Source organism: Amycolatopsis cynarae, from assembly GCF_026802195.1.
In the GTDB taxonomy this organism is placed as follows: domain Bacteria; phylum Actinomycetota; class Actinomycetes; order Mycobacteriales; family Pseudonocardiaceae; genus Amycolatopsis_E; species Amycolatopsis_E rhizosphaerae.
Window position 1 is genome coordinate 3,569,957 of the sequence record NZ_CP113836.1, and the last position, 26,343, is coordinate 3,596,299.

Below are 26,343 nucleotides of genomic sequence, written 5' to 3' on the forward strand. Positions count from 1 at the left end.
GTGGCGACGAGGAGGAGGGGCCTGGTGCGCATTCCCCGTTGGGGTCTCGTGGTGCTGGTGCTGGCGGTGGTCGCCGGGGGCACGGTCTGGCTCGTGCTGAGCACGCGCCGTCCCCCGGCACCGGGCTGCACGGTGGCGAGCGCGGACAACGCGGACCACTGGGCGCTGGGCCCGGACCAGGCCCAGAACGCGGCCACCATCGCCGGGGTCGGGCTGCGCAGCGGCATGCCCAACCATGCCGTCACGGTCGCGCTCGCCACCGCGTTCCAGGAGTCCAAGCTGCGCAACCTCACCGGCGGCGACCTCGACTCCGCGGGGCTGTTCCAGCAGCGCCCCAGCCAGGGCTGGGGCACCTACGCCCAGGTCACCGACCCGGTCCACGCCTCGGAATCGTTCTTCCGCCGTCTGCGCGCGCAGCCGAACTGGGCGCAGCTGACCGTGACACAGGCGGCCCAGCTCGTGCAGCGGTCCGCCGCCCCCGGGGCCTATGCGCAGTGGGAAGCCGAAGCCCGCGCCCTCGCCGGCGCGCTGACCGGCGAGACCCCCGCCGCGCTCACCTGCCACAACCTGGTGCTGACCCCCTCGGCCACCGACCTGGCCGCCACCGCGGCCGCCGAGCTCGGCACCAGCGCGCTGAGCGGGGCGCACGAGCGCGGTCAGGGCTGGAGCCTGGCCTCGTGGCTGGTGGCGAACGCGGTCCGCTTCGGGATCGACCGGATCGCCTTCGACGGGCAGACCTGGACGGCCGCCACCGGCGCCTGGACCGGCGGCGGCCCGGCCGACGGAACGCTGAGCCTGCACCGGCTCCCCCTCGGCACCTGAGCGGTCACGGCCGCGCACACCACTTCCCCCACCACGCCCTACCCGTGCACCGGGCGGTGGCGGCTCGTGCTGGTCGGGCTGACCGGGGTCGGGCAGTCGGGCAGGCAGGTCGGCGGCGTGGGCCACTGCGGCCAGCTGAACGTCGGGCGTTCCCGGCTCGAGCTCGGCGGCTCCGAGGTCGGCGAGGGCAGGTCACTGGTCGGCTCGGGGGTGTCGCTCGTGGTCGTCGGCGACGGTGTGGTGCTCGGGGCCACCCCGGTGATCAGGGACACCTCGGGAAACTGCGTCACCGGCTTCCCGTTGAGGTAGGCGTCCATGAAGGCCTGCCAGATGTAGCCGGGTTCCTCGCGCCCGTAGACGTCGTAGCCGTGTTCCTTGCCCTTCCCGTTGTGGTAGTTGCCGTAGATCGCCGCGGGTTGTTTCTTGTTGCCGAACCACACGGCGGTGACGATCTGCGGGGTGTAACCCACCATCCACGCTTCGGAGTTGTGCCCGGTGTTGCCCAGCTGCGCCGTGCCCGTCTTCGCCGCGACGGGCCGGTCCCCCGCCAGGCCGTCCCCGGAGGACGATGCGACGTCGCTCAACGACTCGGTCACCGTGCCCGCGATGGCGGCGTTGGTCGCGGGATCGGAGTCGAACGCCGGCCTGGGCGGGGTGGTGAACCCGTAGAGCTGGCCGCCGTCGGCACCGGTCACCCTGGAGACCAGGTGCAGCGGCACGTACTGGCCGCCCGAGGCGAAGGTGGCGTAGCCCTGGGCCTGGTCCAGCGGCCGCACCGGGTACTGGCCGATCGAAATGCCCAGTTCCGTGGTGCCGGTCCCCTTGCCGGTGGTGACGTCGTCGTTCTGCAGTGAGTCGAACGGCACGCCGAGCGCGGGCGTGATCTGGCGCGGGATCCCCGCGTCCCACGCCGCCTGGCGCACCGCCTCGACCCCGACCTGCGCCCCCATCCGGTAGAACACCGTGTTCACCGACTCGGTCATCGCGTCCTTGACCGTGATGTGCGGCGAACCCTCCCCGTCGGAGTTGTGCACCAGCTGCCCGGCGATGACCTGGTTGTCGCTGCCGTCGTAAACGGTGTCCAGGCCGATGTTCTGCGGATCGGCACGCAACCCGGCCGCCAGGACATACGGTTTGAACGACGAACCCGGCTGCTGTGGAGTGGTCGCCAGGTCGTAGGTGGTCGAACCGTCCCCGCCGTAGTAGGCAAGGACCTCCCCGGTCACGGGATCGGCCGAGACCAGCGCCGCCCCCTCGTCCGGATACTCCTTGTCCGCGGCCATGATCTTGCCCACCGAGGCCTCGGCGTCGGCCTGCGCGTCCGGCCGGATCGTGGTGTAGATCTTCGCCCCCGAGGTGGTCAGCTGCTCCTCGTTGTAACCGTGCTGCGCCAGTTCCGCGAACACCTGGGAGACGATGAACTGGCGGTCGGACAGGCTCGATCCGCCGTTCGCCCCGTCCGGGACCGGCGTGGGGAACTGCGCCGAGTCGTGCTCGGCCTGCGTGATCCAGTGATTGGCCAGCAACCGCCCCATCACGTAGGTGAACCGCTTGTGCTGGTACGCCTCGTTGTTCGCCTGGCCCGGCAGCTGCACCAGACCGGCCAGCAGCGCGGACTGCTCGGTGGTCAGCTTGCTGACGTCCTCGTCGAAGTACGCGTGCGCCGCGGCCTGCACCCCGTAGGCGCTTCGCCCGAAATAGACGGTGTTGAGATAGGCGGTGAGGATGTCCTCCTTCGAATAGGTCCGGGTCATCTTGTACGACTCGACCATTTCGACGAACTTGCGCCTCAGCGTCGGCGAATCGTTGCCCGTGGCGTTCTTGACGTATTCCTGCCCGATGGTCGAACCACCCCCGGTACCACCGGTCAGCCGGTTCCACACGGTGCGCGCGATGGCCTTCAGGTCGAACCCCGAGTTCGTCATGAACGTCTCGTCCTCGGCGGCCATCTGCGCGTTCTTCATCGCCTGCGGGATCTGGTCCCAGGTGACGAGCTGGTGGCTCGCCGGGCCGGACCGGGCGTAGAGCATCGAGCCGTCGGCGTAGTACAGGGTCACCGGCTGGTTCTCACTCGCCGCGAGCGCGTTCGGATCGGGCACGCTGACCAGGAAGTAGGTGATGACGAAGGCCACCACCGGGCCGAGCACGGCCAGCCCGGCCAGCACGTACAGCGTGCGCCGCACCCGCCGCCAGATCCGCTTCCGGCGGCGCCGCCGCCCTTCGGCGGAACGGGTCTGGCGGCCGGTTTCGTCCCGGCTGCGTATTTCGCGCTCTTCTCCGTCCGTCACGAATCGAACCTCCGCCCCTGTGCGCGTCCGCCGCGCGGATCCGTCCGGACACCCTAATGCACGACCCGCTTTCGCAGGCACGCGGAAAAGGGCGCAGCCGTGAAGGGTCCTTTCACGGTCGAATCGGCCGTGAAAGGACCCTTCACGGCACCGGCCGGGCGGCCGGGCCTCAGGAGGAGGTGTGCAGCATGTTGTGCGGGTCGAGAACGTACTTCCGGGCGGCCCCCACGTCGAATTCGTGGTATCCGCGCGGCGCCTCCGACAGCGGGATCGGGGTGGCGTTGACGGCCTTCGCGATCTGCACCCGATCGTTGAGAATGGCCATCATGAGGCGGCGGTGATAGCGCATCACCGGGCACTGGCCGGTGGTGAACTCGTGCGATTTCGCCCAGCCGAGGCCGATCCGGATGGACAGCGAACCCACGCGCGCGGCCTCGTCGGCCGCTCCGGGGTCACCGGTGACGTAGAGGCCCGGGATGCCCAGTGCCCCGCCGGCCCGGGTGACGTCCATCAGCGAGTTGAGCACCGTGGCCGGTTTCTCCGTGCCCGCTTCGCGTCCGTGCCCGCGGGCCTCGAAGCCGACCGCGTCCACACCGCAGTCCACCTCGGGCACACCGAGGATCTGTTCGAGCTGGTCCTTGGGGTCGCCCTGCGACACGTCGACGGTCTCGCAGCCGAAACTGCGGGCCTGCGCGAGCCGGTCGCCGTTGAGGTCACCGACGATGACCACGGCCGCGCCGAGCAGCTGGGCCGAAGCCGCCGCGGCCAGGCCCACCGGACCCGCTCCCGCGACGTAGACGGTGGACCCGACGGTGACCCCGGCGGAAACGCAGCCGTGGAACCCGGTGGGGAAGATGTCCGACAGCATCGCCAGGTCCAGGATCTTCTCCATCGCCTGTTCCTTGTCGGGGAACTTCAGCAGGTTCCAGTCCGCGTAGGGCACCATCACGTACTCGGCCTGCCCGCCGACCCAGCCGCCCATGTCGACGTACCCGTACGCCGAGCCCGGCCGGTCCGGGTTGACGTTCAGGCAGATCCCGGTCTTGCCCTCCTTGCAGTTGCGGCACCGCCCGCAGGCGATGTTGAACGGCACCGAGACGAGGTCGCCCTGCTTGATGAACTCGACGTCCCGGCCGACCTCGACCACTTCACCGGTGATCTCGTGTCCCAGGATCAGCCCCTCCGGCGCGGTGGTGCGACCCCGCACCATGTGCTGGTCGCTGCCGCAGATGTTGGTCGCCACGTTCTTGAGGATCACGCCGTGGTGACATTCGCGGCCGACATTGGCCTGGTTCACTCCGGGCCCGTCAGTCAGTTTGAAGGTCGGATAGTCGATGTCCTGTACCTCGACCGAGCCCTTTCCTACGTAGGCCACGGCCTTGTTTCCGGTCATGGATGCAGCCACCTCGTTTCGTCACTGAACCGGGGGCGGCGGCGGACGTGAGTGACGCCCGTCACCACGTATCGCCAGCGTAGGCCGGAACGGCCGTTTCAGCCGGGCGAGCGGCAGGCCGGCACCGGCGCCGAAGAAGGCCACCGCCGACCGCGCCCGTTTGCGCGTCGCCCCGGCCGGGTAGGCGGAGGCCATGACGTCTTCCGAGGACGAGGCGACCGGTGACCGTAGGCGACGCCCGGACGACAGTGAGTCGCCGGAGGAGCAGCGACAGGTGCGGCGCGGCGAACAGGGCACGTCGACCGGCGACCCGCACAACGACGTGGACCCGCAGTCGGGATGAGGGAGATCCTGGTCATGGACGCGATCACGCTGCTGCGTGACGATCACCGGCAGGTACTGGAGATGCTCGACCGGCTCGAGTCGGCTCCCACGGTGGCGGGCGGGGCGAGCGAGGAAGCGTTGCGGGCCCGCAAGAGCCTGGTGACCAGGCTGGTCATCGCGGAGTCCCGGCACGAGGCGATAGAAGAGCAGTACTTCTGGCCGATGGTGCGTGAATCGGTGCCCGGCGGGGCGGAGCTGGCCGCGCGGGCCGAGGACCAGGAGTACGCGGCCAAGCAAGTACTGGACGCGCTCGGCAAGGCCGAACCCGGGCAGTCCGACTTCGACGAGATGGCCGCCCGGATCGTGCGGGACGGGCGCAGGCACATCGCCTTCGAACAGGACGAGGTGTGGCCGAAGGTGGTCGCCGCGGTGGACTCCTCCCGGCTGGAGGAGCTGGGCGAAAAGATGGCCGCAGCGAAGGACAGGGCGCCGACCCGGCCGCATCCGGAAACCCCGTCCAGCGCCCGGGTGCAGAAGACCCTGGGCAGGATGGCGGCCGTCGCGGACCGGCTGCGCGACACGATCACGGGGCGCGGCAAGCGCTGATCACAGGGTGGCGAGGGCGTCTTCGTAGCTGCGGTAGAGCGGCAGTTCGCCCGCCAGCCCGGTCACGGCGAAGGCCCGGTACGCGTCGCGCGAAGGCGCCACGATGCGCAGGAGGCGCCCGGGTTCGAGTTCGCGATGCAGGTTGACCAGTACCGCCAGGCCCGACGAACCCAGGAACCCGACACCGGCGAGATCAACCATGATCACGCGGTCCGGCGAGGACCGCAGCTCGTCCAGGGCGCGAGCGAGTTGCGGCGCGGTGGCCATGTCGAGCTCGCCCGAGACCTCGAGCACGGCCTGGCCGGGGTTCGGCCGCCGCACCCGCAGGCCCAGCGCGCCGGTCGACGGGCGCTGCCCAGGCACCGGACCGGTGGGACGGAACTCTTCGCGGCTCATGGCAGCTGCCCCCTTCTGGGTAAGCCGGCCGGCACGGGAAACGGTACTGCCGAGGGACGGCTGTGGGCTCAACCGCGCAGGTGCAGCCTAATGGTGATCTCACTTCGCGCAACCAGCCCGGGTGGCGGTTCACCCCCCAAAGCGGGGAGTTTTCCAAGCGGTAACCCGGAAACCCCTCGCGCAGGCATTCCGCGCGCGCAAAGGAGTGATCATGGAAACCGTCCGGCCTACCGATTCCGACGTGCTGGAGACCCAGCGTGAAGGCTCCGACGGCGAGTCACTGCCGGAACAACGGCTGTGGGACGACGCCGAATTCGAGCCGACCATCGTGCGAGGGCGCGAATAGGCCCCCCGCCCGGGCAGGCCACGGCGAGCCGTGAGGGGTCCCCTGCACGGTCGTATCGGCTGCCGTTACGACCGTGAGGGGACCCCTCACGGCCAGCGCTTCTCACCCGTTCTTGGTGAAATCGCGACGGTCCGTGGCGACCGGCGGACGGCGACCAGGACGAACAAGGGCCGGCGGGCGGGCATGCTCGCGGAACGTGACCGATGCGACGGAATGCCACCACCCCACTCACCGTTGAACCAGGCAGATCCTCAACGGGGGTGAAAACCATTGTCGAAAGTCACCACTACCGCGCCCTCCCGGCGGGCGCAGCCGCGGACCGGTGAGCCGGACGCCGTGGGCAGCTACCTCAATGCTATCGGCACCATCCCGCTTCTTTCGGCCACCGAAGAGGTCGAGCTCGCCAAGCGCATCGAGGCCGGTGTCTACGCCGCGGAACTGCTGCGGCGGGCCGACGCCGGTGAGCAGGAACCTGCCAGGGACCGGCGCGACCTGGCCGCGGTGGTGCGCGACGGCGAACGGGCACGCAGTCACATGATCCAGGCCAACCTGCGCCTGGTGGTGGCCGCGGCCCGGAAACGGCGCGACCACATGCTGCCGCTGGGCGATTTGATCCAGGAAGGCAACCTCGGCCTGATCCACGCGGTGGAGAAGTTCGACTACACCAAGGGCTACAAGTTCTCGACCTACGCGATGTGGTGGATCCGGCAGGCGATCCAGCGCGGCGTGGCCTTCGGCGGACGCACCATCCGCCTGCCGGAGCACACCAACGACCAGCTGCTCAAGCTCGAGCGGGTGGAGGCCGCCCTGCGGCGGGACCTCGACCACGAGCCGACGGTGGCGGAGCTCGCGGAGGCGGCGTCCCTGCCGGTCGCGCGCGTGACCGAGCTGCGGGACGTCGGCCGGGTCGCGGCGAGCCTGGACACGCCCGTCGGCGACGACGGTGACACCGATCTGGGCGAACTGCTCGGCGACATCGAAGCCGACCCGGTGGGCGAGGCGATCGAGCGGCAGGCCTCGGCGGCACGGCTGGCCGAGGTGCTCGACAGCCTTCCGCCGCTGGCGAAGAAGGTCCTGACCCTGCGCTACGGGCTCTACGACGGCCGCGAGCGCACGCTCAAGGACACCGCCGAGCACGCCGGCGTGACGCGGGCGCAGGCACGGCGGCTGGAGGAAGAAGCGCTGGCCCGGCTTCGCGAACCCGAGCAGCGCCGGTCCCTGCTGGCACTGGCCGGCTGACCCGCCGCCGCGTTTCGCGCGCCGGAAGGAGCCGCCGGCGCTAGGTTCGGTCCATGGCCCAGGATTCCGCGGTGGAGCTCGAGGTCGGCGATCGCACGGTCCGGATCACGCATCCGGACCGGGTCTATTTCCCGGCCCGCGGCGAAACCAAGCTCGACCTCGCGCACTACTACCTGTCGGTCGGCGAGGGCATCGTGCGTGCCCTGCGGGACCGGCCGTGCATGCTGCACCGCTACCCGTCCGGTGTCACCGGGGAAAAGGTGCACCAGAAACGGATCCCGCAGGGTGCTCCGCCGTGGCTGGAGACCGTGCGGGTGCACTTCCCCCGCTACCACCGCCATGCCGACGAGTTGTGCGTGACCGAACTGGCCGCCGTGATCTGGGCGGTGCAGATGTCCACCGTCGAGTTCCACCCCTGGAACTCGCGGCGGGCCGACACGGAACGGCCCGACGAATGGCGCATCGACCTCGATCCGGGTCCCGACTGCGGATTCGACCGGGTACGACGGGTCGCTCAGGTGGCCAGGGAGGTCCTCGGCGAACTGGGCGCGACCGGCTGGCCCAAGACCTCCGGGGGCCGCGGCCTGCACATCTCCGTGCGGATCGAGCCGCGCTGGGGTTTCACGGAGGTGCGGCGGGCCGCGCTCGCCTTCGCGCGCGAGGTCGAACGCCGGGCCCCGCGCGACGTGACCACCACGTGGTGGCGCAAGGACCGCGATCCGGCCCTGGTGTTCGTGGACTTCAACCAGAACACCCGCGACCACACCCTCGCCGCCGCCTATTCGGTGCGCGGCGTGCCGGAGGCGACCGTGTCCACCCCGATCACCTGGGACGAGATCGACGACGTCGAACCCGGCGACTGCACCATCGCCACGGTGCCCGGCCGGTTCGCCCGCCTCTCGGACCTGCAGGCGGGTATCGACGAGGCGGTGTACTCACTGGACACGCTGCTGGAATGGGCCGGGCGCGACGGCCTCGAATAGCGCGGGGACCGTTGCCGCGCGGGTGTGAACCACAAAACGACCGGGCCGCACCGGAATTCGTCGGCGCCTGACAATTTCCGCGCTCATCGATTCCTGATAGCGCTTTCCTCGTTCACCACCATGGCGAACCGTCGTAACATCGACGATCTCCCACGGTGACGAAAGGTGGTCAGGCCCTGGTCCGCAACCGCAACGCCGAACTGCTCGCGTCCGGCCCGCGCTGGCTCTCCGTGGAGCTGCGCCCCCACGCCGGCCGCATCGCGGCCGCGATCATGCACGAGGTGCAGCGCTCCGTCCCCGCCTATTCCCGGCCGCTGACCGGGACCTTCGGCAAGGTCTTCTCGGAGGGTTTCGAGGAGGCAGTGCGCCACGTGATCGACAGCATCGGCAATCCCGGCATCGTGCACAACGAATGGGTGGAGATGTTCCGCACCCGCGGGCGCCTGGAGTACCTCGAAGGCCGCAGCCTCGACTCGCTGCAGGCCGCCGCCCGCATCGGGGCCAGGGTCGCGTGGCAGTACGTGGCCCCCGTCCTGCGGCGAGCGGGCGCCTCGCCGCAGGTGCTGGCCCACTCCGCGGAGATCATCTTCGCCTACGTGGAGGAGCTGTCGGCCACCGCGCTGGAGGGCTACAGCGAAACCCAGGCCCTGGCCGGCGGCACCATCGAGCGGCGCCGCAAGCAGCTGCTCGAACTGCTGCTGTCGGACGCGCCGACCGCACCCGGCGCGCTGGACGGCATGTCGCGGGGCGCGGGCTGGCCCTTGCCGGAGCAGGCCGCGGTGGTCGCGCTGGAAGGCTCCTGCGGCACCGCGGACTTCCCCGTCGAACTGCTCGACGACGACGTGCTCGTCGACCTGGAAAGCAGCACCCCGTGCCTGCTCACCACCCGGCCCCGGGGGCAGTTGCTGCCGTTGTCGGGGCGCTGGAACGGCTGGCGGGCGGCGGTGTCCCCGACCGTCCCCCTCGCCGACATCCCGGCCGCGCACCGCCTGGCACGCCGCGCGCTGTGCCTGCTCCCCCCGCCCGAGTCCGACGCGCCCATCCTGTGGTGTGCCGACCACCTGGCCGAGGTGTGGCTGCTCGGCGAGGAGTTCCTCGCCACCGAGCTGCGCCGCCGCGCGCTGCACCCGCTGGACTCGCTCGGTGACCGGCAGCGGGAGCGGCTCGGCCAGACCCTGCTGGCCTGGCTGGAAACCCGCGGCGGCGCACCGGAGATCGCCCGACGTCTGCGGGTGCACCCCCAGACGGTGCGGGCACGGCTGCACCAGTTGCGGGAACTCCTCGGCGGCCGGCTGGACGACCCCGACGAGCGGTTCGGCATGCTCCTGGCGCTGCGCGCGGAACTACTCGCCGCGGCGGGCGGGACGTGAGAGTTGTCAGGCGGGGACGAAAGCCGGGGCGCAAAGGTGTCACCGCACTGCGGTGCGTTGCGCCGATCGCACGTTCGCCCTGCTCCGAGCCCGCACAAGATCCTTGCCAAGGCGGAGACCAGGTGCCATGTTGTTGCTCCCGGGAAGACCCGGCCAGGAAAAAGTGATCTGCTGCGACGGCAGCGCCGCCCGTTTTCGTTGCGATCAGAGGTAAAGATGGTCACCGATGCCGGTACCGCGCGCCCGGCGCGCAGACCTGTCCCGCGTCCCGACGCCCGACGGGACACGGGTTCCCACCCGAGGCGGTACCCGCCCGAGCCACGGCGGCCGGAAACCGTCCTCGGCGCCCCCATCGGCCGGGCCAGCAGGCTGTGGGCCTCGCTGCCCCGGGAACTCGCTCGCGCGTTCCGGCCGCACGCCGACGCGATGGCCGGGGAGATCCTGCGCGAAGTCCAGCTCGCGGTGCCCGAGTACGCGCGCCCGCTGGAGGGACCGTTCGGCAAGACGATCATGCAGGGGATCCAGCAGGCCGTGCGGCACTGCCTGGACAACCTCGGCAACCCGTCCGCCCCGCAGGAGGGCTGGATGAGCGTCTTCCGCCATCTGGGCAAGGTGGAGTTCTCCGAAGGCCGGTCCCTCAACCAGTTGCAGACGGCCTACCGGGTCGGCGGCCGGGTGGCGTGGCGCTACATCGCCGGGGTGAGCCAGACGCTGGGCCTGTCCACCGAATTCCTGTGCGTCGGCGCGGAGGCGATCTTCTCCTATGTGGACGAGATCTCCGCGCTCTCCCTGCAGGGCTACGCCGCCGCGCAGGCCAGGGCCGCGGGCACCAGGGTGCGGCAGCGGCGGCAGCTGCTCGAACTGGCGCTGGCGGACCCGCCGGCCTCCCCGAAGGCGATCGCCGCGCTGGCCGCCACCACCGGCTGGCGGATCCCGGACCGGATCATCGCGGTGGCCCTGGAACCGCGCGACGACCAGCACCAGCTCGAACCGCCCGAACTGGACAGCGAGATCCTGATGGACCTCGAGGGCAAGCAGCCCTGTCTGCTGGCCGAGGAGAGCCTGCTGCCCGCGGGCTACCTGGAGGCCGCGTTGCGAGGCTGGCGCGCCGCCCTCGGTCCGTCGGTACCGTTCACCGACGCCGCGGTGTCGCTGCACTGGGCCCGGCGGACCATGGAACTGGCTTCCCGCTCGGTGATCGAGGCGGGACCGGTCGTGCGGGCCACCGACCATCTGACCGAGTTGTGGCTGCTCTCCGACGAGTTCCTGATCCGGGAGCTGATCCGCCGCTGCCTGGCGCCGCTGGCCGATCGCACCGAAAAGCAGCGGGAGCGGCTCGGCCGGACCCTGCTGGCCTGGCTCCAGTCCAGCGGTACCGCCCCCGACATGGCCGAACGGCTCGGGGTGCACCCGCAGACCGTGCGGTACCGGATGCGGCAACTGGAGGAGCTGTTCGGCGACCGGCTCAACGATCCGGAAAGCCGGTCGAACCTGGAGATCGCCCTGCGCGCACAACGCCTGCTCACCCCCTGAGCGCCTCACTGCCTTGGCCGTGAGGGATGCCTTCCAGCGGGGGTTGCGTTTCCTGAGTGGCGGAGCCGCTTGCGCCTGCGCCACTCAGCTTGCACCGCCGCGGGTTCTCAGGGGCCTTCTCACGAGGACAGCGCCGACGTGGTGAATCGGCATTCATGAGGAGGCGATCCCGGAGTGAGAAGGCCCCTGAGGTTCCGCCACCCGCACCGCCACGCAAACCACTTCGATAAAGGCTAGGCGGTGTCGAGGTTGCGGCAGTTGGGGGCCTGGGTGAACGCCTGGGCGAGTTCGGGGTTGTCCTTGAGGTCCTTGGTGGGGCCGTCCGTGGTGCCGAGCCGCTGGAAGGCCGTGCTCGCCTCGCGAACCGCCTGCTCGAAGGTGGCCTGGTCGGTCACCGCGGCGGCGGCCAGCTTCGCCTTCGCGGTCTCCACCGAGGACTTGCTGGCGTCGAGGGTGCTCATCGCGCGCTCGAGCGTGGCCTGGCCGTCGTGCACCGGCGGCACGCCCTCGCGCTGGATTCCGCCCGCCAGTTCGGTCAGTGCCTCCGACAGCGAACCCAGGTAGGTCACCAGGCTGTCCTTCGCCCTGGCGGGCGCGGACGGGTCGACGGCGGGCAGTTGCGACAGTTTCACCCCGCCGGCCCGCACCACCTCGCACACGTGATCGGACCAGGTCACCGCGGCGCTGTTGACCCCGGCGGCCCCAGCGGCGGGAGCACCGCCGGAGGCGTCCTGGTGGGACGAGCAGGCGGCGAGGGTGAGCGCGGCGAATCCGGCCAGCGCGGCGGCGAGCGGGCGGGGTCTCATCTTCGGTCTCCTTCGGGGTGTCCGGGGTTGCGGTGGAGTCAGTGGCGTCAGGAGTCAGTGGCGGCAGCCCGCACCGGTGTTGAGCGGGGCCGGTGCGGTGTCCAGTCCGTTGCGGTAGCGGGTGCCCTGGTAGCCGTCGGTGCAGGGCAACGGGTCGAAGAACGTCGTCACCAGGCCGAATCCGGCCTTGTCGCCGCCGATCACGCTCTCGCCGACGGAGACCGCCTGGGGGGCGGCCACGAGGAGCCGCTCCACCCCGTCCCGGCGGGCTAGGAACACCTGCGAGGTGGTGAGCAGGTTCGCCAGCAGCGCGGACAGGTTCGGCCCGGTCTCCCGCAGCAGGGCGTCGATCTGCCCGGCCGCGGCCGGTGCCGACGACAGGATGGTGGACACGTCGCCGTCGGCGGCCTTGAGCGTGGCGGCGATCCGTTTCGCGTCGGCGCCAAAAGAGGCGATGGCCTGGGCGTTGGCGGCCTGGGTGGCCAGCACGGTGTTCGCGTCGTTGATCAGTTGCTTCGTCTGCGGCAGGTGATCGGCCGCCTCGCGCGTAAAGCTCGTGGTGGCGTCGAGCAGCGCCTGCAGGCTCGGACCGGTGTCCCGCGTGGCCTGGTACAGCTCGTCCACCACGGTCCGCAGGTCCTCCCGGGGCACGGAGGAGACCAGCCGGTCCAGGTCCACCACCAGTTGCTCGTTGGGCAGCGGAAGGGCGCTGCGGGCCTGCGCGATCACCGAGCCGCCGGTCAGGTAGGGCGCGCCGGAGCGCCGCGGCCGCAGGTCGAGGTACTGCTCGCCCACGGCGGACCGGTTCGTCACCACGGCGTCGAGATCGGCGGGCACGGGTGGGGCGCCGGCGTCGATCCGCAGCTCCGCTTCGATCCCGCTGCCGGTCAGGTGCAGCGGGCCGACGCGGCCGATCGGCACACCCTGGTAGGTCACCTCCGCATTGGTGAACAGCCCGCCCGCTTCAGCCAGCTCGGCGCGGACCACGTATCCGCCCGCGCCCAGCCAGCGGTCGAGCCCGGCGTAGCGGGCGCCGACGTAGCTGACCCCGGTCAGTGCGATCAGCGCGAACACCACGACCTGGACACGGATCTTCCGGGTGATCATCAGCCACCTCCCAGCGGCAGCGGCGGCCCGGTACGGGCGTGGTAGTCCAGATAGAGGTTGAGGTAGTCGCCCTTGACGGCGTCGAGGGCGGAGTCGGTGAACGGGAAGGTCAGCAGCAGCTCCATCGCCTCCGGCAGCTTCCGCCCGGCGTCGTTGAGCTTGCGCAACGTCGGTTCCAGTGCACGCAGGTCGGCGAGCAGATCGTCCTTGCTGCGCGTGACGGTGTCGGTGGCCACCGAGGACAGCCCGCCCACCGCGTTCACCATGCCGACCAGCTGGTCCCGCTGCCGGGCCAGCACTTCGATCCCCGGGCCTAGGTCGGCCAGCACCCCGGCGATCTCGTCCGAGCGCCCGGCCAGCGATCCGGACAACCGGTCGATGTTCCGCAGCGCCCGGGTGATCTCGTCCCGGTGCTGGTCCAACCCGGCGGTGAAGGTGTCCAATTCGGACAGCAGCGCGCGGACATCGGGCTCGCGCCCGCCGAGCGCGGTGCCGAGTTCGCGGCTGATCTGCTGCAACTGGCCCACCCCGCCCCCGTTGAGGAGCATCGACAGCGCGCCGAGGACCTCTTCGATCTGCGGATTGCGGTTGGTGCGCACCAGCGGGATCCGCGCCCCGTCGCCGAGTGTCCCCTCGGGCTGCTCGTCGCCCGGGGCGGCGAGTTCGACGAACTTCTCCCCCAGCAGGCTGCTCTGGCGCAGTTCGGCGGTCGCGTTCGCGGGCAGCCGCACGTCCCCGTTGACGGTGAGCGTGACCTCGGCGGTGCGGCCGTCGTCCGACAGCCCGATCCGTTCGACCCGCCCGACCGGCACATCGTCGACCTGCACCGCCGACTGGGGCACCAGATCGAGCACGTCGCGGAATTCGGCCGTGACGTGGTAGGGGTGCTCACCCAGCTCCGCCCCGCCGGGCAGCGGCGTGGAATACAGGCCGCCGAAGGAACAGCCCGTGGTGAGGGAACACAGCGCTGCCAGCGACAGTGCCCGGCGGGCGAAACGGCGGCGCATCAGTTGCTCCCCCCGCCCGGCAGCGGCAGGACGGGTGGGCCCATGCTGAACTCGTTGAGGTCGGCGCGGGTGTTGACGGTCGCGACGGCCGGATCGTAGGCGGCCAGCAGGCGGTTCATCGCCACCGGCGCCCTGCTCAGCGCCTCCGACAGCGAATCCCGCTGCCGCGCCAGCGTCTGCGCGGTGCCCAGCAGTTTGTCCACATTGGATTTCACCCGCGCCCGGTTGTCCCGCACGAAACCCTGGATCTGCCCCAGTGCGCCCGCCAGTTCGTCCAGCGCGCCGCCGAAGGTGTCCCGCTCCCCCGCCAGGTAGCCCGAGACCTGCGCCAGCAGGTCGGCGAACCGGCCGATCTGGTCGTCGTGGGCGGCCAGCATGGCCGTGAACCTGCCGATGTTGTCCACGGTGGAGAAGACGTCGCCCTGGGAATCGCGCAGGGTGACCGCGGCCTGCCCGAGTTGCCGGACGGCGTCGCCGAACTGCTGCCCGTTGCCCGTCAGGTCCTTCGCCAGGCTGCCCAGCAGGTCGTTCAGCGCGCCGGCGCGGTTGGCGCCGTCCGGGCCGAGCGCGGTGGTGAGCCGGTCGAGGCTGCGGAACAGCTGGTCGATCTCGACCGGCACGGCGGTGCGCGCCACCGGGATCACCGAACCCCCGGCCAGTTCCGGCCCGCCCGTGTAGGCGGGACTGAGCTGCACATACCGGTCGCTGACCAGGCTGGGGGTGACCACCAGCGCCCCGGCGCCCGCCGGGACCGGCACCTGCGCGTCGACCGACAGCTCCACCCGCACCTGCTGCCCCTGCGGTTCGACCTTGTCCACGCTGCCCACCGGGACCCCGAGGATGCGGACCTCGGAACCGGCGTAGATCCCGACCGCGGTGGTGAAGTAGGCGGTGAAATGGCGGGTGCGTGCCGTGCCGTGCACGACGACCACGGCCGCGGCGGCCAGCAGCACCACGATGGCGGCCAGCGCGGCGAGCCGGGACCGCCGCGGGTGCCGGAGGATCTTCATCAGTGCCCTCCTCCCGGTTTCGGGGGCATGCAGCCCGTCGCGCCGGTGGTGACGAGCCCGCACACGTAGGTGTCGATCCACGCGCCGTTGCCGATGGCGTCACCGACGAGGCGGTAGAACGGCCCCGCCAGGCTCAGGCTGCGGTCGAGCGTGTTCTGGTTGCGCTGCAGCACATCGGTGACCCGGTCCAGCTGTTCCAGTGCCGGGGCGAGCCGCGCGGAGTTGTCGTCGATCAGCCCCTTCACCTGCTGCGCCAGGCTGCGCGTGCCCTCCAGCAGGCTGCCGATCGCCTCGCGGCGGCGCTGGAACTCGCCCAGCAGCACGGTTCCGTCGCTGATCAGCTGCGCCACCTGGTCGGTGCGCTGGGCGAGCACACCGCTCACCTTCGCGGTGCTGGCGAGCAGTTGCTTCAACTGCGTGTCGCGGGACGAGATGGTCCGCGACAGCGACGCGAGTCCGTTCAGCGCACCGCGCACGTCCTCGGGGGTGGTGGCGTCGAAGGTCTGGGACAGGGCGCGGAAGGCGTCGGCGAGCTTGCTCGTGTCCAGCTGGTCGACGGTGGTGGCCAGATCCCCGAACGCGTCGGTGACGTCGTAGGGGGTGACGGTCCGGGCGCGGGGAATCGGCTGGGCCGGGTCCTGGTCGTGGTCGCCGCGCGGATCGAGCGCGAGGTCCTTCGCCCCCAGCACCGTCTTCAGGTGGATGGCGGCCACCGTCTGGTCGCCGACCCACGCGTCGTCGACGCGGAAGCTGACCTCGACGTGGTCGCCCGCCAGCGCCACCCTGGTCACCTTGCCCGCCTTCGTCCCGGCGATGCGGACCTCGTCACCGGCCTTCAATCCGGCCGCCTCGCCGAACTCCGCGGTGTAGGTGGTACCGCCGAGGCCGGGCAGGTCGTCCCAGAACAGCGTGAGCAGGGCGGCGATCAGCAGCAGGACACCGGAGACCAGTCCGATCCGGACCGGGCTGCGGGAACGGAACGACCTCATCGGCGGCACCGCGCATCGGTCAGCGGAACCCCGGCCGGAGCGCCGCCGGGAGCGGGAGCGGCGTCGGAGGACACCGAGCACAGGTAGAAGTTGAGCCACGAGCCGTAGGAGGCGATGCGGCCGATCGCCTCGTACTTGGCGGGCAGGTGGCCGAGGAACTTTTCGAATTCGGGGGTGTTGTCGGCCAGGGTCGCCGACAGAGTGCCCAGTGCGTCGATGTCGGCCCGCAGCGGGGCGCGGCCGTCGCGGAGGAGATCGGCGGTGCTGCCGGTCATCCGGCCGATCCCGTCGATCGCCTCCCCGAGCGGCTTGGCGTTGGCGGCCAGTCCCGAGACCAGTTGCTGGGTGACCTGCAACAGCTGGGAAAGCCTGCCGTCCTGGGCGTCGACCCGGTCGAGGACGGTGTTGAGATTGCCGATCACCTCCCCGATCACCTGGTCCTGGCCCGCCAGTCCGGTGGTCAGGGAGGCGGTGTGCCGGACCAGGTCGTCGACCGTGCCGCCCTCCCCCTGCAGTACTTGCACGATCTCTCCCGCGAGTTGGTTGACGTCGGCCGGGGACAGGGCCTGGAACAGGGGTTTGAACCCGTCGAACACCGCGGTCAGGTCCAGGGCCGGATGCGTGCGCTCGAGGGGGATCAGCCCGCCTTCCGGCAGGATGCCGCCGGAGAGCGGGGCGCGGCCCTGTTCCAGCGCGATGTAGCGCTGGCCGATGAGGTTGCGGTACTTGACGGTGGCCTGGGCGGTGGCGGAGATCCGGCGGCCCCGGTCCACCGTGAAGGTGACCTCGGCCAGGCGCCGGTCCACCAGCCGGATGCGCTCCACCTGCCCGATCCGCACCCCCGCCATCCGGATGTCGTCCCCGGGGTTCAGCGAGGTGACGTCGGTGAAGCGGGCACGGTAGGTGCTGGTCTCGCCGCCGGAGTCGTTGGCGATGGTGAGCCCGAGCACCACCGTCGCGAGCACGGCCACCACCGTGAACGCGAGCCCCTTGAGCAGCGGGCCGGTCAGTCTCCCTCTCATCGCAGCGTCACCTCCGTTCCCCTCAGCACGGGCCCGGCGAGCAGTCCCGCCCAGCCCGGGATCTCCTGCGGCGTCACGCCTTCGGCGCCCGCCAGCAGCTCCGCGATCAGCTGTTGTCCGGCCGGGCTGCCCGCGGGGGCCGGGGACCCGCCGGACGCGCACCGCGGACCGCTTCCGCCGGGCGGGACGGCGGGTCCCTTGGGCGGCTGCCGGACCTTGATCTCCACGTGCAGGCCCGGTTCGGCCGTCCCGGCGCCGAGCACCTTGTCCACTTTGGGCTTCAGCCCGGCCGCGGCCTCGGCCAGGCAGGGGAATTCGGGGGCGTACTCGGCGAACAGGCGCAGCGTGGGCAGGCTCTCCGAGGACAACGCGACCAGGGTGTGGCCGCTGTCGTCGAGGAAACGGGTGGCGTCGTTCGCCGTTGCGGTGACCGAGGCGAACAGGTCCGCGAGGTCGCCGCGCTGCCGGGTGAGCGTGCCCGCCGTGGTGCGCAGGTCGTCCAGGGCGTCCACGATGTCCGGTGCCGCCGCCGTGTAGGCCTGCGCGGTATCGGCCAGTTTCGAAATCGCGCCGCGCAACTGGGGCAGCTCGGGGTTGAGCTGCGCGAGGTAGTCCTTGAGCGTCACCAGTGTCTCGCCGAGCGGCCTTCCCCGCCCGTCGAGCGCCTGCGCGATCGCCCCCAGCGTGCCGGCGAGTTTCTGCGGCTGGACGGCCTGCAGCACCGGCAACAGGTCCCGCAACGCCTGTTCCACCTCCACCGCGGGCCTGCTGTGGTCCTGCCGGATCACCGTGCCCGCGGCGATCGGCCCGCTGGGCCGCTCCGGCAGCACGAGGCTCACATACCGTTGCCCGAACAGGGTTTTCGGCAGCAGACGGGCCGAGACGTTGCCGGGGATCCCGGCCGCCTGGCCCGGATCCAGTGCGAGGCCGACCTCGACCCCGCCCGGCTGGACCTTCACCTCGCGCACCGAACCGACCAGCACCCCGCGCACCTTCACGTCCGCGTTGGCCTTGAGCTGGGTGCCCGCCCGGTCGGCCAGGAGCACCACGGAGACCACCGGGGTGAACCTCTTCTGGTAGCCGGCCACCGCGAGCCAGCCGAGCACCGCCAGCACGACCAGGAACACCAGCCCCAGCGCCTGGTAGCGCCACCGCCTGCCGCGCTCGCTCATCCGGCCACCCGCACGGTCGTGGTGGCACCCCAGATCACCAGGCTGAGGAAGAAGTCGAGGATGCTGACCACGACGATCGAGGTCCGCACCGAACGGCCCACCGCGACCCCGACCCCGGCCGGGCCGCCACTGGCGCGGTAGCCGTAGAAGCAGTGGGTGAGGATGATCGCGACACTGAACACGAACACCTTCACGAACGACCACACGACGTCCCCCGGCGGCAGGAACAGGCTGAAGTAGTGGTCGTAGGTGCCCGGGGACTGGCCGTAGACGAACACCGTGGTGGTGCGGGCGGCGAGGTAGGAGGTGAGCAGCCCGACCACGTACAGCGGCACGATCGCGACGAGCCCGGCGATGATCCGGGTGGTGACCAGGTAGGGCATGCTGCGCACGGCCATCACCTCGAGCGCGTCGATCTCCTCGGAGATCCGCATCGCACCCAGTTGCGCGGTGAACCCGGAGCCCACCGTCGAAGACAGCGCGAGCGCGGCGACCAGCGGTGCGATCTCGCGGGTGTTGAAGTAGGCGGACAGAAAGCCCGCGAACGCCGAGGTGCCGATCTGGTCGAGCGCCGAAAAACCCTGCAGCCCCACCACGGTCCCGGTGAACACGCACAGGCCCACCATCACGCCGATGGTGCCGCCGATGACGGCGAGCGCGCCGCTGCCGAAGGCGACCTCGGCCAGCAGCCGCACCACCTCGCGCGAATAGCGGGTGAGGGTCCTCGGGGTCCAGGCCAGCGCGCGGAGGAAGAACGCGAGCTGGTCGCCCAGCCGCGCCAGGGCGTTCATCGGCCGCTGGGCGTTGAGCAGCCGGTGCTTGCCGCCGACGGTGGTCAACTCAGGCTCCCTTCGCCGGGACGAGCCGCAGGTAGATCACGCTGAACACGAAGTTGACGAAGAACAGCAGCAGGAAGGTGATCACCACGGACTGGTTCACCACGTCGCCGACCCCCTTGGCGCCGCCCTTGGGGTGCAGGCCGCGGTAGGAGGCGACCAGCCCGGCGAGGAAGCCGAACGCGACCGCCTTGATCTCGCCGATCCACAGGTCCGGGAGCTGGGCCAGGGAGGAGAAGCTGGCCAGGAACGCACCCGGCGTACCGCCCTGCACGAGCACGTTGAACACGTAGCCGCCGCTCACCCCGACGAAGCCGACCATCCCGTTGAGCAGCACCGCGACCACGGTCGCGGCGAGCACCCTCGGCACCACCAGCCGGTGCACCGCCGAGACCCCGAGCACCTCCATCGCGTCGATCTCCTCGCGGATGGTGCGGGAGCCGAGTTCGGCGCAGATCGCCGATCCGCCCGCGCCGGCCACGACCAGCGTGGTCACGATGGGGCTGGCCTGCTGGATCACCGCGAGCACGCTGGCCGCGCCGTTGAACGCCTCGGCGCCGAGCTGGCTGGTCAGCGAGCCGAGCTGCAGGGTGATCACCGCGCCGAACGGGATGGACACGAGCGCGGCGGGCAGGATCGACACGCTGGCCACGAACCAGAACTGGCGCACGAACTCGCGCCACTGCACGGGCCGCCGGAACATCGCCACCAGCACGTCGGCACCGAGGGCGCACAACTGGCCGAACTGGGCGGCGGCCCCGCGCCCGAAGGAGATTCCCGCGCCCATCAGCCGATCCCGACCGTGGTGAGCGTGGTCTTCATCGTGTTGCCGGGGCCGGAGATCAGGCCGGTCATCAGCGGGTCCAGGTCCTCGCCGACGCCGCAGCCGGTGAACGGCGGGATGTCGAAAGTGGACTCGATGGTGGACTTCGCCCCTGGGGTCAGCGCGGTCTGCCCGCGCATCGGGATCACCAGCGGCGAACGGGTGCGGCAGTCCGGGCCGACCGCGATGGGCTGCCCGTCCTCGGCGACCTCGCTGAGCACCAGGTACACCCGGACCGTCACGTCGATCTTCGGTGTAAACAGTCCTCCGCTGATGTCGGCGGTGCCGGTGGCCTTCCCGTCCTGCGGCAGCGCGACCCGGCTGGTGACCGGCATGAACCGGAAGGCGAGGAAGTACCCGGGGGTGGCGGGCAGCGAGAGATCCCCTTCGATGCGGATCGTGGTGCCGTCGCCCTGGTACAGGCCGGCGTCGAAGGTGCCCTGCCGCAGCACCAGATCCGAGCCGAGCTTGGCGATCCGGGAGGTCCCGTCGACGAGGAACTTCGCGGTCAGCAACGGCCCGCCGGGCTGGGCCGCGGCGGTGTTCGCGGTGTTGCCGGTCGCGGTGGCCGTGCCCGCCGGTGAGCCGGTGACGGGCGCGGCGTTCGCCGCGGGCAGCACGGCGGCCGCGGTCACCGCACCCACCGCGGCGGCGGTCGCACGCAGGACGCGAAAGGCACCGGACGGCTTCATCAAGTGATTCCCGGCGGGTGAGGGGAAAGCGGACGGCGGCGACGTTACCCACGCCTGTCCGGCCCCGGCAATGCCTTTCCGAGGCGGTCCGGAAATCGGGTTCTTCTTGTCACGGCGATGCGTGAAAAGCGTGCCGCCCACTGTCATCCCGGAATCGGCCCACGCGGATTTTGTCATTCACCTCCGAATTCGGCAGGCGGTTTTCTGTCACCTCGGGACGAGAAAGAGCCGCCGTGAGGCGTTCCTCACCGGAGGGCCGGAGCGGGCCGTGAAGGAACCCTTCACGGCACCACGGCCGGGGCTCAGGGGGTGATGGTGCCGCCCGCGTACCAGCCGCTTTCCAGCAGCACCCGCTTGAGCACCTTGCCGGTCTGGGTGCGCGGCAGGTCCGCCACGAACACCACGTCGCGGGGCACCGCGAACCGCGCGACCCGCCGCCGGACGTGTTCCCGCACCTCGTCGGCGTCGAGCGCGGCACCGGGCCGGGCCACCACGAAGGCGACCAGCCGCTGCCCGTACTCGGTGTCCGGCACGCCCACCACGGCGGAATCCTCCACCTCCGGCAACGAAGCCAGCGCCTCCTCGACCGCTCTCGGGAACACGTTCTCTCCCCCGGAGATGATCATGTCGTCCGCGCGGCCGGAGATGAACAGCCGCCCGTCCGCGTCCAGGTAGCCCCGGTCCCCGGTGTCCATCAGATCGTGCCGCACGTCCCGGCGGCTGCCGTCGGTGTAGCCGTCGAAGAGCATGTCGTTGCCGACGTGGATCCAGCCCACCTCGCCCGGCGGAAGGCGCTCCCCCTCCGGGCCGAGGATCGCCAGCGTGGTGCCCAGCGGCGGGTGGCCCGCGGTGGTGGGCGCGGCACGCAGGTCCGCGGGCGTGGCCACGGCGGCGGCGGAGACCTCGGTCGAGCCGTAGAAGTTGTAGAGGACGTCACCGAAGGCGTCCTGGAAGGCGGTGACCAGCGCACCCGGCAGCGCCGCACCGCTGCTCGCCACAACGCGCAGGCTGGAGGTGTCGTAGCGGGCGCGCACCTCTTCGGGGAGGTTGAGGATGCGCTGCAGCATGACCGGGACCACGAACATCGACGTGCACCGGTGCTCGGCCACCGCCCGCAGGCACGCTTCGGCGTCGAAGCGCCGCTGCAGCACCAGGTTCGCGCGCAGGGGCATGCCCACCTGCAGTGCCGACAGTCCCCACGCGTGGAACAGCGGGGCGGCCACGAGCATCCGCTCCCCGGCCCGCAGCGGAATGCGCGACAGCAGCGAAACGGCCGTGGAGAGCCCCTTCGGGGTGGGTCTGCGCGCGCCCTTCGGCGCCCCCGTGGTCCCCGAGGTGAGAACCACCAGCCTGCCCGGACGGGACGGCGGCGCGAGCCGCACCTGGGGTGCGTCCTCGATGAGGTTGCCCAGCTCATCGGTGCTCACCACGACGGCGTCGGCGGGCAGCGCGCGCAGTACCCCGGCGAACTCGTCGTCGGCGATGAGCACCCTCACCTCGTGCCGGAGCACGGCGTCGATGACCTGCGGTTCGGCGAGACCGGTGTTGAGCAGCACGACATCGGCGCCGATCTTGCCGCAGGCCAGCAGGGTCAGCACGAACCGGGCGTGGTTGCGCGCGAGCAGCGCCACCGGCGCCCCCTCGCCCGCGCCGAGCTTGCCCAGCAGCCCGCCGAGCCGGTCGGCCAGCCGGGACAGTTCCTGGAAGCTCCACCGGGTACCGCCGTCGTCGGTCACGGCCGTCTCGTGCGGGGAGCGGGCGGCGGCCGCGGTGTAGCCGCCGGCCAGCGTGGCGCCCCAGCGGTTGAGCGCGGCCAGTTGCCGGATCAGCCGGTCGGGTCGTCCCGGCGTGATCACCCCGGCGGTGACCAGCGTGTTCGCGATCTGCAGCGTGGTCGGCGGGCGTGGCGACGGCAGCGGTTCGGGCTCACCGGCCAGGTGGCGGCCGAGGCGCTCCAGCCCGTCGCGCGCCCACTGCCGGATTTCGGCCACACTGCGCCGGAAACCGCCGTCGGGGCGGAAGAAGATGCACCGCAGCGCCGTGCCGCCGTTCTCGGCGTCGGCGAGCTGGACCGAGACGCAGCCGGCCGTGTTGGGTTCGCTGTCGAGGACGAACTGCTCGCCGCGGCGGTTGAGCAGGACCCGCAGGGTGTGCTCGGCGGGCGGCCCGCACACGTTCGCCCGCAGGCGGTACCACTGCCCGGTGCCGCCGTCGTCCTTGCGCTCGCAGACGCCCACCCCCCGGAAGAACCGGGGGTAGAGCTCCAAATCGGTGAGCGCTTCCCAGACGGCAGACCTCGGGTGATCGACGACGAGCTCGAGGGTCACGCAGTCAGGCATCCGACGAAGCTACGGAGGTTCCTGGCACGAGGTCAACAACGCTGCGGGTGTTTCGCGCGGAAGAGGGACCATCCCGATGCTCCCGCCAACATTAGCCCCCGCATGCCAATCCGGCCGATACCCGCCCTGTGAACCGGTGACAACTTCCCGCCGCCCCCTCCGGAAAGCCTTGCGGCCGCACTTTTCACAAAGCTACCTTACCCGCCGGTAGGACATTCGATTCCGCCATTTCCTCACGCGGTTCGAAGTATCACCGCAGATACTCCCGGAGGAGCAGAGTGAACAATCGCAAGAGAATGAGAAAAGTGATCGCGGCCGCCAGTTCCTCGGCGGTGGTCGCCGGCACGGCGGTCACCGCCCTGCTGGCGGGGGCCGGGACGGGCGCGGCCGCACCGGCTTCGCTCACGCTCAACTACAGCTGCCCGTTCCCCCTGATCGGGACCCAGACGCTGCAGATCGCCCTCAGCGCCGACATCCCCGCCACCGCGACCGTCGGCCAGCCCACCCCCGCGTTCGACGTCAAGACCGTCTCCACGGTGCCGTCCACCGCCACCCAGGGCCTGTCCCTGGTCGGCGCGGCCACCGTGGAGGGCAGCGCGGCGGCCGCCTCCACGGTCAACGCGCCCGAAGGCACCGTGCCCGTCACCGTGCCCGCGACCATCCCGCCGACCCCGGTGCCCTCCTCGGGCTCGTTCCAGGTCACCGCCACCGGCAGCGCGCCGTCGCTGACCTTCACCAAGGCGGGCACCGCCACGATCACCGTCGGCGACATCAAGCTGACCCTGCACCCGAAGAAGGCCGACGGCACCGACACCGGCCTCGGCACCTTCGACTCGCAGTGCACGCAGGTGGCGGGCCAGAACAACACCCTGGCGACGATCCAGATCGCCGACGCGCCCACCAGCACCCCGCCCACCACCCAGCCACCGACCACCCAGCCCACCACCTCCGAGCCGCCCACCACCCAGCCCACCACGACCGAGCCGCCCACCACCCAGCCACCGACCACCCAGCCCACCACCTCCACCAGCGCGCCCGGTGGCGGCGGAATCCAGTACAGCTACGGCCTTCGCGGATCGTCCACGCTGAAGACGCTCAACGCGAAGGTGCCGCTCTCCGGCGGCATCGCGGCCGACCTCGACCTGGCGACCGGCGCGTTCACCGCCGACCTGAACCTCGACCCGACGCGGATGCGGGCCTCGCTGTTCTGGTTCATCCCGGTCACCGCGAACGTGGCCTTCCAGCAGGAGGGCAAGACCACGGGCACGCTTTCGGGCGGGGTGCTCGCCTCCGACAGCAAGACCACCATCAAGCTGCCGGTGATCAAGCTGTTCGGCTTCCCGATCAGCAAGTCGCCGAACTGCCGCTCCTCCTCGCCCTCCGACATCAAGCTCACCTCGGGCGCCGGTTTCGACCCGCTCAACGGCGGCAAGCTGTCCGGCACCTACGACATCGCCCCGCTCACCGGCTGCGGCCCGCTCAACAACCTGATCAGCGCGCTCGCCACCGGCCCCGGCAACACCATCGACGTCACCCTCTCCCCCAAGTCCTCCTAGCACCGGCATCACCGGAGCCCGCCCCGGCACTTCTGCCGGGGCGGGCTCCCTTGCCTGCCCGGTCGACACCCCAGGCCCGGACCATGCCCAGGAACACCAGCGTCCACACCGCCAGCGCCGCCCACGCCTCGCCCCGGCCGAGCGCGACCAGCCAGCCGGTCGCGGTGGCGTGGCCCAGCTGCCCGGTGGCGACGGCGTGCATCCCGACCGGGAAGACCATGCTCCACAGCTCCCCGTCGTACCGCAGCGGCACCCCGCCGCCCCGATGACGCCACACGCCCAGCGCGACCAGCAGCGGGATCAGCCAGGTGCAGAACGACCACAGCAGCAGCGAAACCCCGGCCACGAGCGCGTGCGGGACCAGGCGGGCGGGTTCGGGGAAGGCCAGCAGCCGTGCGCCGGCGAGCACGCTGATGGCCCCGGCACCCATGAACACCCAGTACGGCGCGGTCAGCTCGGCGGGGGTGACCGGGCGGGTGAGCAGGCGGGCCAGGCCCAGCGCGGCCAGCAGGAGGTACAGCACGAGCCCGATCGCCCAGCACACCAGTGCCCCCGCCGTGAGCGCCGCGGGCGCGCGGGACTCCTCCAGCGCGGCGACGGCGAGCGACTGGACGCCCACCACCCACAGAAACCAGGTGCCGTCGACCAGGTCGAGGCCCCAGCGGCGCCGCCTGCGGCCGGGATCGGCGATCAGGCCCAGCGGGATCCCGTAGCCGAGCACGAGCCAGCCGAGGGCGCCGAGGGCGAGCAGCACCGCCCACACCCCCGCGGCCCCGGCCAGTGCGAACCGGCCGGCCAGGACCGCGGAGGCGGCGACGAAGGTGAGCAGCGCGAACCCGCGCGGACTCACCGCGTCGGCGAGGAAATGGCCCCGCCACCGCGCGAACCGCCAGGCGGAGGCGGCGAGCAGGAGCACATACCCGGCGGACGCGAGCACGAACAGCGCCGCCGACACCACCGTCAGGCGCAGCACGGAGGCGGCGAAGGACACGATGCCGGTCGCCATCACGAAGGCGAACACCCCGGGATCGAGGTCGCGCACCACCCCGGCCGTGGACCGCCCCGTCACGAGATCGGCTCCGGGCGCACGTCGTAGACGAGCAGACCGGTCCGCTCGTCCAGGCGTGCTTCGGGACTGGGCCGGTGCACGTGCACGCTTCCGTCGTGCAGCAGGTGGCGCACCTCGGTGCCGGTGGCCAGTACCAGGAAGTCGGCGATCATCTTGCGGTGGCAGCGCCACCACAGCGACTCCGCACACATCACGGCGGTGGGGCGCTCCGCGGCGCCGGCGAGCAGTTCTCCGATCGCGACCAGGAAATCCGGCGACCTCATGTGCCCGGCATAGCCGAGGAAGGAACGGTGGCGCAAGGCGGTGTCCGGACTGTCCGGCTGCGGCCTGCGCCAGCCGCCGAGCCGCCGGTCCCACCGGTAGCCGAGGCCCGCACCCGGAAGCCACCGCTGCAGCGCCTCCCGCCCGGCGTCCGGATTGCGGCGGCTGCCCGGCACGCTGCGCACGTCCACGACGCACCGGACCCCGGCCCCGGTCAGCAACCGGGCCAGTTCGGCGGCGCCCGCCGTTCCGTGGCCGAAGGTCAGCACCGCGGGCCGGGTGGTCTCCACGCACCAGGTGTTCCCACCCAGCCTCCGCTCACGCCCAGCCCTTAAATGCGGCGCCGTGAGAGGT

At 71.2% G+C, this 26,343-nt stretch carries 25 protein-coding genes; 9 read left to right on the forward strand and 16 right to left on the reverse strand.

Features of this window, described 5'->3' with window-relative positions:
• Window positions 1-24: 24 nt before the first annotated feature.
• On the forward strand, window positions 25-822 hold the full coding sequence (locus ORV05_RS17135; protein ID WP_268759503.1) for a hypothetical protein: 798 nt from the start codon (window positions 25-27) through the stop codon (window positions 820-822).
• Window positions 823-860: 38 nt separating this feature from the next.
• Here ORV05_RS17135 and ORV05_RS17140 read toward each other — a convergent pair whose 3' ends face one another.
• Both ORV05_RS17140 and fdhA read right to left on the reverse strand, forming a co-directional pair.
• Window positions 861-3,110, reverse strand: coding sequence for a transglycosylase domain-containing protein (locus ORV05_RS17140; RefSeq protein ID WP_268759504.1), 2,250 nt, complete (start codon window positions 3,108-3,110; stop codon window positions 861-863).
• A gap of 169 nt (window positions 3,111-3,279) precedes the next feature.
• Window positions 3,280-4,503 (reverse strand): formaldehyde dehydrogenase, glutathione-independent, encoded by a 1,224-nt coding sequence (gene fdhA, locus ORV05_RS17145; protein WP_268759505.1) that lies wholly within the window; start codon window positions 4,501-4,503, stop codon window positions 3,280-3,282.
• 193 nt (window positions 4,504-4,696) lie between these two features.
• Here fdhA and ORV05_RS17150 point away from each other — a divergent pair, with 193 nt between their 5' ends.
• Window positions 4,697-4,846 (forward strand): hypothetical protein, encoded by a 150-nt coding sequence (locus ORV05_RS17150; RefSeq protein ID WP_268759506.1) that lies wholly within the window; start codon window positions 4,697-4,699, stop codon window positions 4,844-4,846.
• 14 nt (window positions 4,847-4,860) lie between these two features.
• Window positions 4,861-5,433, forward strand: a complete 573-nt coding sequence (locus tag ORV05_RS17155) for a hemerythrin domain-containing protein (RefSeq protein WP_268759507.1) — start codon at window positions 4,861-4,863, stop codon at window positions 5,431-5,433.
• Here the strand turns inward: ORV05_RS17155 and ORV05_RS17160 are convergent, their stop codons facing one another.
• Complete coding sequence (locus ORV05_RS17160) at window positions 5,434-5,829, reverse strand: STAS domain-containing protein (protein WP_268759508.1); 396 nt, start codon at window positions 5,827-5,829, stop codon at window positions 5,434-5,436.
• 211 nt (window positions 5,830-6,040) lie between these two features.
• On the opposite strand from ORV05_RS17160, the gene ORV05_RS17165 reads away from it, so the two are divergent.
• The 5 genes from ORV05_RS17165 to ORV05_RS17185 all read left to right on the forward strand — a co-directional run bounded on the left by ORV05_RS17165 (window position 6,041) and on the right by ORV05_RS17185 (window position 11,300).
• Window positions 6,041-6,175 (forward strand): hypothetical protein, encoded by a 135-nt coding sequence (locus tag ORV05_RS17165; RefSeq protein ID WP_268759509.1) that lies wholly within the window; start codon window positions 6,041-6,043, stop codon window positions 6,173-6,175.
• A 270-nt stretch (window positions 6,176-6,445) separates the two neighbouring features.
• The gene (locus tag ORV05_RS17170; protein ID WP_268759510.1) at window positions 6,446-7,414 is read left to right on the forward strand and encodes a sigma-70 family RNA polymerase sigma factor; all 969 of its coding nucleotides are present in this window, start codon (window positions 6,446-6,448) and stop codon (window positions 7,412-7,414) included.
• A gap of 53 nt (window positions 7,415-7,467) precedes the next feature.
• Entirely contained in the window at window positions 7,468-8,397 is a 930-nt protein-coding gene (gene ligD, locus ORV05_RS17175) for a non-homologous end-joining DNA ligase (RefSeq protein WP_268759511.1), read from the forward strand.
• Window positions 8,398-8,552: 155 nt separating this feature from the next.
• Entirely contained in the window at window positions 8,553-9,767 is a 1,215-nt protein-coding gene (locus ORV05_RS17180) for a PucR family transcriptional regulator (RefSeq protein ID WP_268759512.1), read from the forward strand.
• Window positions 9,768-9,983: 216 nt separating this feature from the next.
• The gene (locus ORV05_RS17185) at window positions 9,984-11,300 is read left to right on the forward strand and encodes a helix-turn-helix domain-containing protein (RefSeq protein WP_268759513.1); all 1,317 of its coding nucleotides are present in this window, start codon (window positions 9,984-9,986) and stop codon (window positions 11,298-11,300) included.
• 233 nt (window positions 11,301-11,533) lie between these two features.
• On the opposite strand, the gene ORV05_RS17190 is transcribed toward ORV05_RS17185, so the two are convergent.
• The 11 genes from ORV05_RS17190 to ORV05_RS17240 all read right to left on the reverse strand — a co-directional run bounded on the left by ORV05_RS17190 (window position 11,534) and on the right by ORV05_RS17240 (window position 23,103).
• Window positions 11,534-12,106, reverse strand: a complete 573-nt coding sequence (locus ORV05_RS17190) for a hypothetical protein (protein ID WP_268759514.1) — start codon at window positions 12,104-12,106, stop codon at window positions 11,534-11,536.
• 54 nt (window positions 12,107-12,160) lie between these two features.
• Window positions 12,161-13,213 (reverse strand): MCE family protein, encoded by a 1,053-nt coding sequence (locus ORV05_RS17195; RefSeq protein WP_268759515.1) that lies wholly within the window; start codon window positions 13,211-13,213, stop codon window positions 12,161-12,163.
• Window positions 13,213-14,220, reverse strand: coding sequence for an MCE family protein (locus ORV05_RS17200; protein ID WP_268759516.1), 1,008 nt, complete (start codon window positions 14,218-14,220; stop codon window positions 13,213-13,215). The genes ORV05_RS17195 and ORV05_RS17200 overlap by 1 nt, the downstream gene beginning before the upstream one ends.
• Window positions 14,220-15,230 (reverse strand): MCE family protein, encoded by a 1,011-nt coding sequence (locus ORV05_RS17205; RefSeq protein ID WP_268759517.1) that lies wholly within the window; start codon window positions 15,228-15,230, stop codon window positions 14,220-14,222. Before ORV05_RS17205 ends, ORV05_RS17200 begins: the two co-directional genes overlap by 1 nt.
• Complete coding sequence (locus ORV05_RS17210) at window positions 15,230-16,219, reverse strand: MCE family protein (RefSeq protein WP_268759518.1); 990 nt, start codon at window positions 16,217-16,219, stop codon at window positions 15,230-15,232. The genes ORV05_RS17205 and ORV05_RS17210 overlap by 1 nt, the downstream gene beginning before the upstream one ends.
• Complete coding sequence (locus tag ORV05_RS17215; RefSeq protein ID WP_268759519.1) at window positions 16,216-17,241, reverse strand: MCE family protein; 1,026 nt, start codon at window positions 17,239-17,241, stop codon at window positions 16,216-16,218. The genes ORV05_RS17210 and ORV05_RS17215 overlap by 4 nt, the downstream gene beginning before the upstream one ends.
• Window positions 17,238-18,413 carry an MCE family protein gene (locus ORV05_RS17220; RefSeq protein WP_268759520.1) on the reverse strand — a complete coding sequence of 392 codons (1,176 nt, stop codon included), beginning with the start codon at window positions 18,411-18,413 and terminating at the stop codon, window positions 17,238-17,240. Before ORV05_RS17220 ends, ORV05_RS17215 begins: the two co-directional genes overlap by 4 nt.
• Window positions 18,410-19,204 (reverse strand): MlaE family ABC transporter permease, encoded by a 795-nt coding sequence (locus ORV05_RS17225; protein ID WP_268759795.1) that lies wholly within the window; start codon window positions 19,202-19,204, stop codon window positions 18,410-18,412. The genes ORV05_RS17220 and ORV05_RS17225 overlap by 4 nt, the downstream gene beginning before the upstream one ends.
• A 49-nt stretch (window positions 19,205-19,253) precedes the next feature.
• A complete protein-coding gene (locus tag ORV05_RS17230; RefSeq protein WP_268759521.1) occupies window positions 19,254-20,036 on the reverse strand; it encodes an MlaE family ABC transporter permease in 783 nt (260 codons plus the stop codon).
• Window positions 20,036-20,764: a hypothetical protein gene (locus tag ORV05_RS17235; protein ID WP_268759522.1), complete on the reverse strand. Its 729-nt coding sequence runs from the start codon at window positions 20,762-20,764 to the stop codon at window positions 20,036-20,038. Before ORV05_RS17235 ends, ORV05_RS17230 begins: the two co-directional genes overlap by 1 nt.
• A gap of 302 nt (window positions 20,765-21,066) precedes the next feature.
• Window positions 21,067-23,103 (reverse strand): AMP-binding protein, encoded by a 2,037-nt coding sequence (locus ORV05_RS17240; protein WP_268759523.1) that lies wholly within the window; start codon window positions 23,101-23,103, stop codon window positions 21,067-21,069.
• 305 nt (window positions 23,104-23,408) lie between these two features.
• On the opposite strand from ORV05_RS17240, the gene ORV05_RS17245 reads away from it, so the two are divergent.
• A complete protein-coding gene (locus ORV05_RS17245) occupies window positions 23,409-24,659 on the forward strand; it encodes a DUF6801 domain-containing protein (protein WP_407652764.1) in 1,251 nt (416 codons plus the stop codon).
• Here ORV05_RS17245 and ORV05_RS17250 read toward each other — a convergent pair.
• Together ORV05_RS17250 and ORV05_RS17255 are read right to left on the reverse strand one after the other, a co-directional pair.
• Window positions 24,634-25,728, reverse strand: a complete 1,095-nt coding sequence (locus ORV05_RS17250) for a tellurite resistance/C4-dicarboxylate transporter family protein (RefSeq protein ID WP_268759525.1) — start codon at window positions 25,726-25,728, stop codon at window positions 24,634-24,636. The two genes, ORV05_RS17245 and ORV05_RS17250, sit on opposite strands and share 26 nt — an antisense overlap.
• Entirely contained in the window at window positions 25,725-26,279 is a 555-nt protein-coding gene (locus tag ORV05_RS17255; RefSeq protein WP_268759526.1) for a DUF488 domain-containing protein, read from the reverse strand. Before ORV05_RS17255 ends, ORV05_RS17250 begins: the two co-directional genes overlap by 4 nt.
• Window positions 26,280-26,343: the final 64 nt, after the last annotated feature.

Excerpts from the sequence above, each read along its gene's own strand:
- ORV05_RS17195 (WP_268759515.1), bottom strand. The coding sequence starts at position 13,213 with ATGATCACCCGGAAGATCCGTGTCCAGGTCGTGGTGTTCGCGCTGATC.
- ORV05_RS17235 (WP_268759522.1), bottom strand. The coding sequence starts at position 20,764 with ATGAAGCCGTCCGGTGCCTTTCGCGTCCTGCGTGCGACCGCCGCCGCG.
- ORV05_RS17230 (WP_268759521.1), bottom strand. The coding sequence starts at position 20,036 with ATGGGCGCGGGAATCTCCTTCGGGCGCGGGGCCGCCGCCCAGTTCGGC.
- ORV05_RS17205 (WP_268759517.1), bottom strand. The coding sequence starts at position 15,230 with ATGAAGATCCTCCGGCACCCGCGGCGGTCCCGGCTCGCCGCGCTGGCC.
- ORV05_RS17215 (WP_268759519.1), bottom strand. The coding sequence starts at position 17,241 with ATGAGAGGGAGACTGACCGGCCCGCTGCTCAAGGGGCTCGCGTTCACG.
- ORV05_RS17190 (WP_268759514.1), bottom strand. The coding sequence starts at position 12,106 with ATGAGACCCCGCCCGCTCGCCGCCGCGCTGGCCGGATTCGCCGCGCTC.
- ORV05_RS17185 (WP_268759513.1), top strand. The coding sequence starts at position 9,984 with ATGGTCACCGATGCCGGTACCGCGCGCCCGGCGCGCAGACCTGTCCCG.
- ORV05_RS17225 (WP_268759795.1), bottom strand. The coding sequence starts at position 19,204 with ATGAACGCCCTGGCGCGGCTGGGCGACCAGCTCGCGTTCTTCCTCCGC.
- ORV05_RS17220 (WP_268759520.1), bottom strand. The coding sequence starts at position 18,413 with ATGAGCGAGCGCGGCAGGCGGTGGCGCTACCAGGCGCTGGGGCTGGTG.
- ORV05_RS17160 (WP_268759508.1), bottom strand. The coding sequence starts at position 5,829 with ATGAGCCGCGAAGAGTTCCGTCCCACCGGTCCGGTGCCTGGGCAGCGC.
- ORV05_RS17210 (WP_268759518.1), bottom strand. The coding sequence starts at position 16,219 with ATGAGGTCGTTCCGTTCCCGCAGCCCGGTCCGGATCGGACTGGTCTCC.
- ORV05_RS17150 (WP_268759506.1), top strand. The coding sequence starts at position 4,697 with ATGACGTCTTCCGAGGACGAGGCGACCGGTGACCGTAGGCGACGCCCG.
- fdhA (WP_268759505.1), bottom strand. The coding sequence starts at position 4,503 with ATGACCGGAAACAAGGCCGTGGCCTACGTAGGAAAGGGCTCGGTCGAG.
- ORV05_RS17240 (WP_268759523.1), bottom strand. The coding sequence starts at position 23,103 with ATGCCTGACTGCGTGACCCTCGAGCTCGTCGTCGATCACCCGAGGTCT.
- ORV05_RS17155 (WP_268759507.1), top strand. The coding sequence starts at position 4,861 with ATGGACGCGATCACGCTGCTGCGTGACGATCACCGGCAGGTACTGGAG.
- ORV05_RS17200 (WP_268759516.1), bottom strand. The coding sequence starts at position 14,220 with ATGCGCCGCCGTTTCGCCCGCCGGGCACTGTCGCTGGCAGCGCTGTGT.
- ORV05_RS17165 (WP_268759509.1), top strand. The coding sequence starts at position 6,041 with ATGGAAACCGTCCGGCCTACCGATTCCGACGTGCTGGAGACCCAGCGT.
- ligD (WP_268759511.1), top strand. The coding sequence starts at position 7,468 with ATGGCCCAGGATTCCGCGGTGGAGCTCGAGGTCGGCGATCGCACGGTC.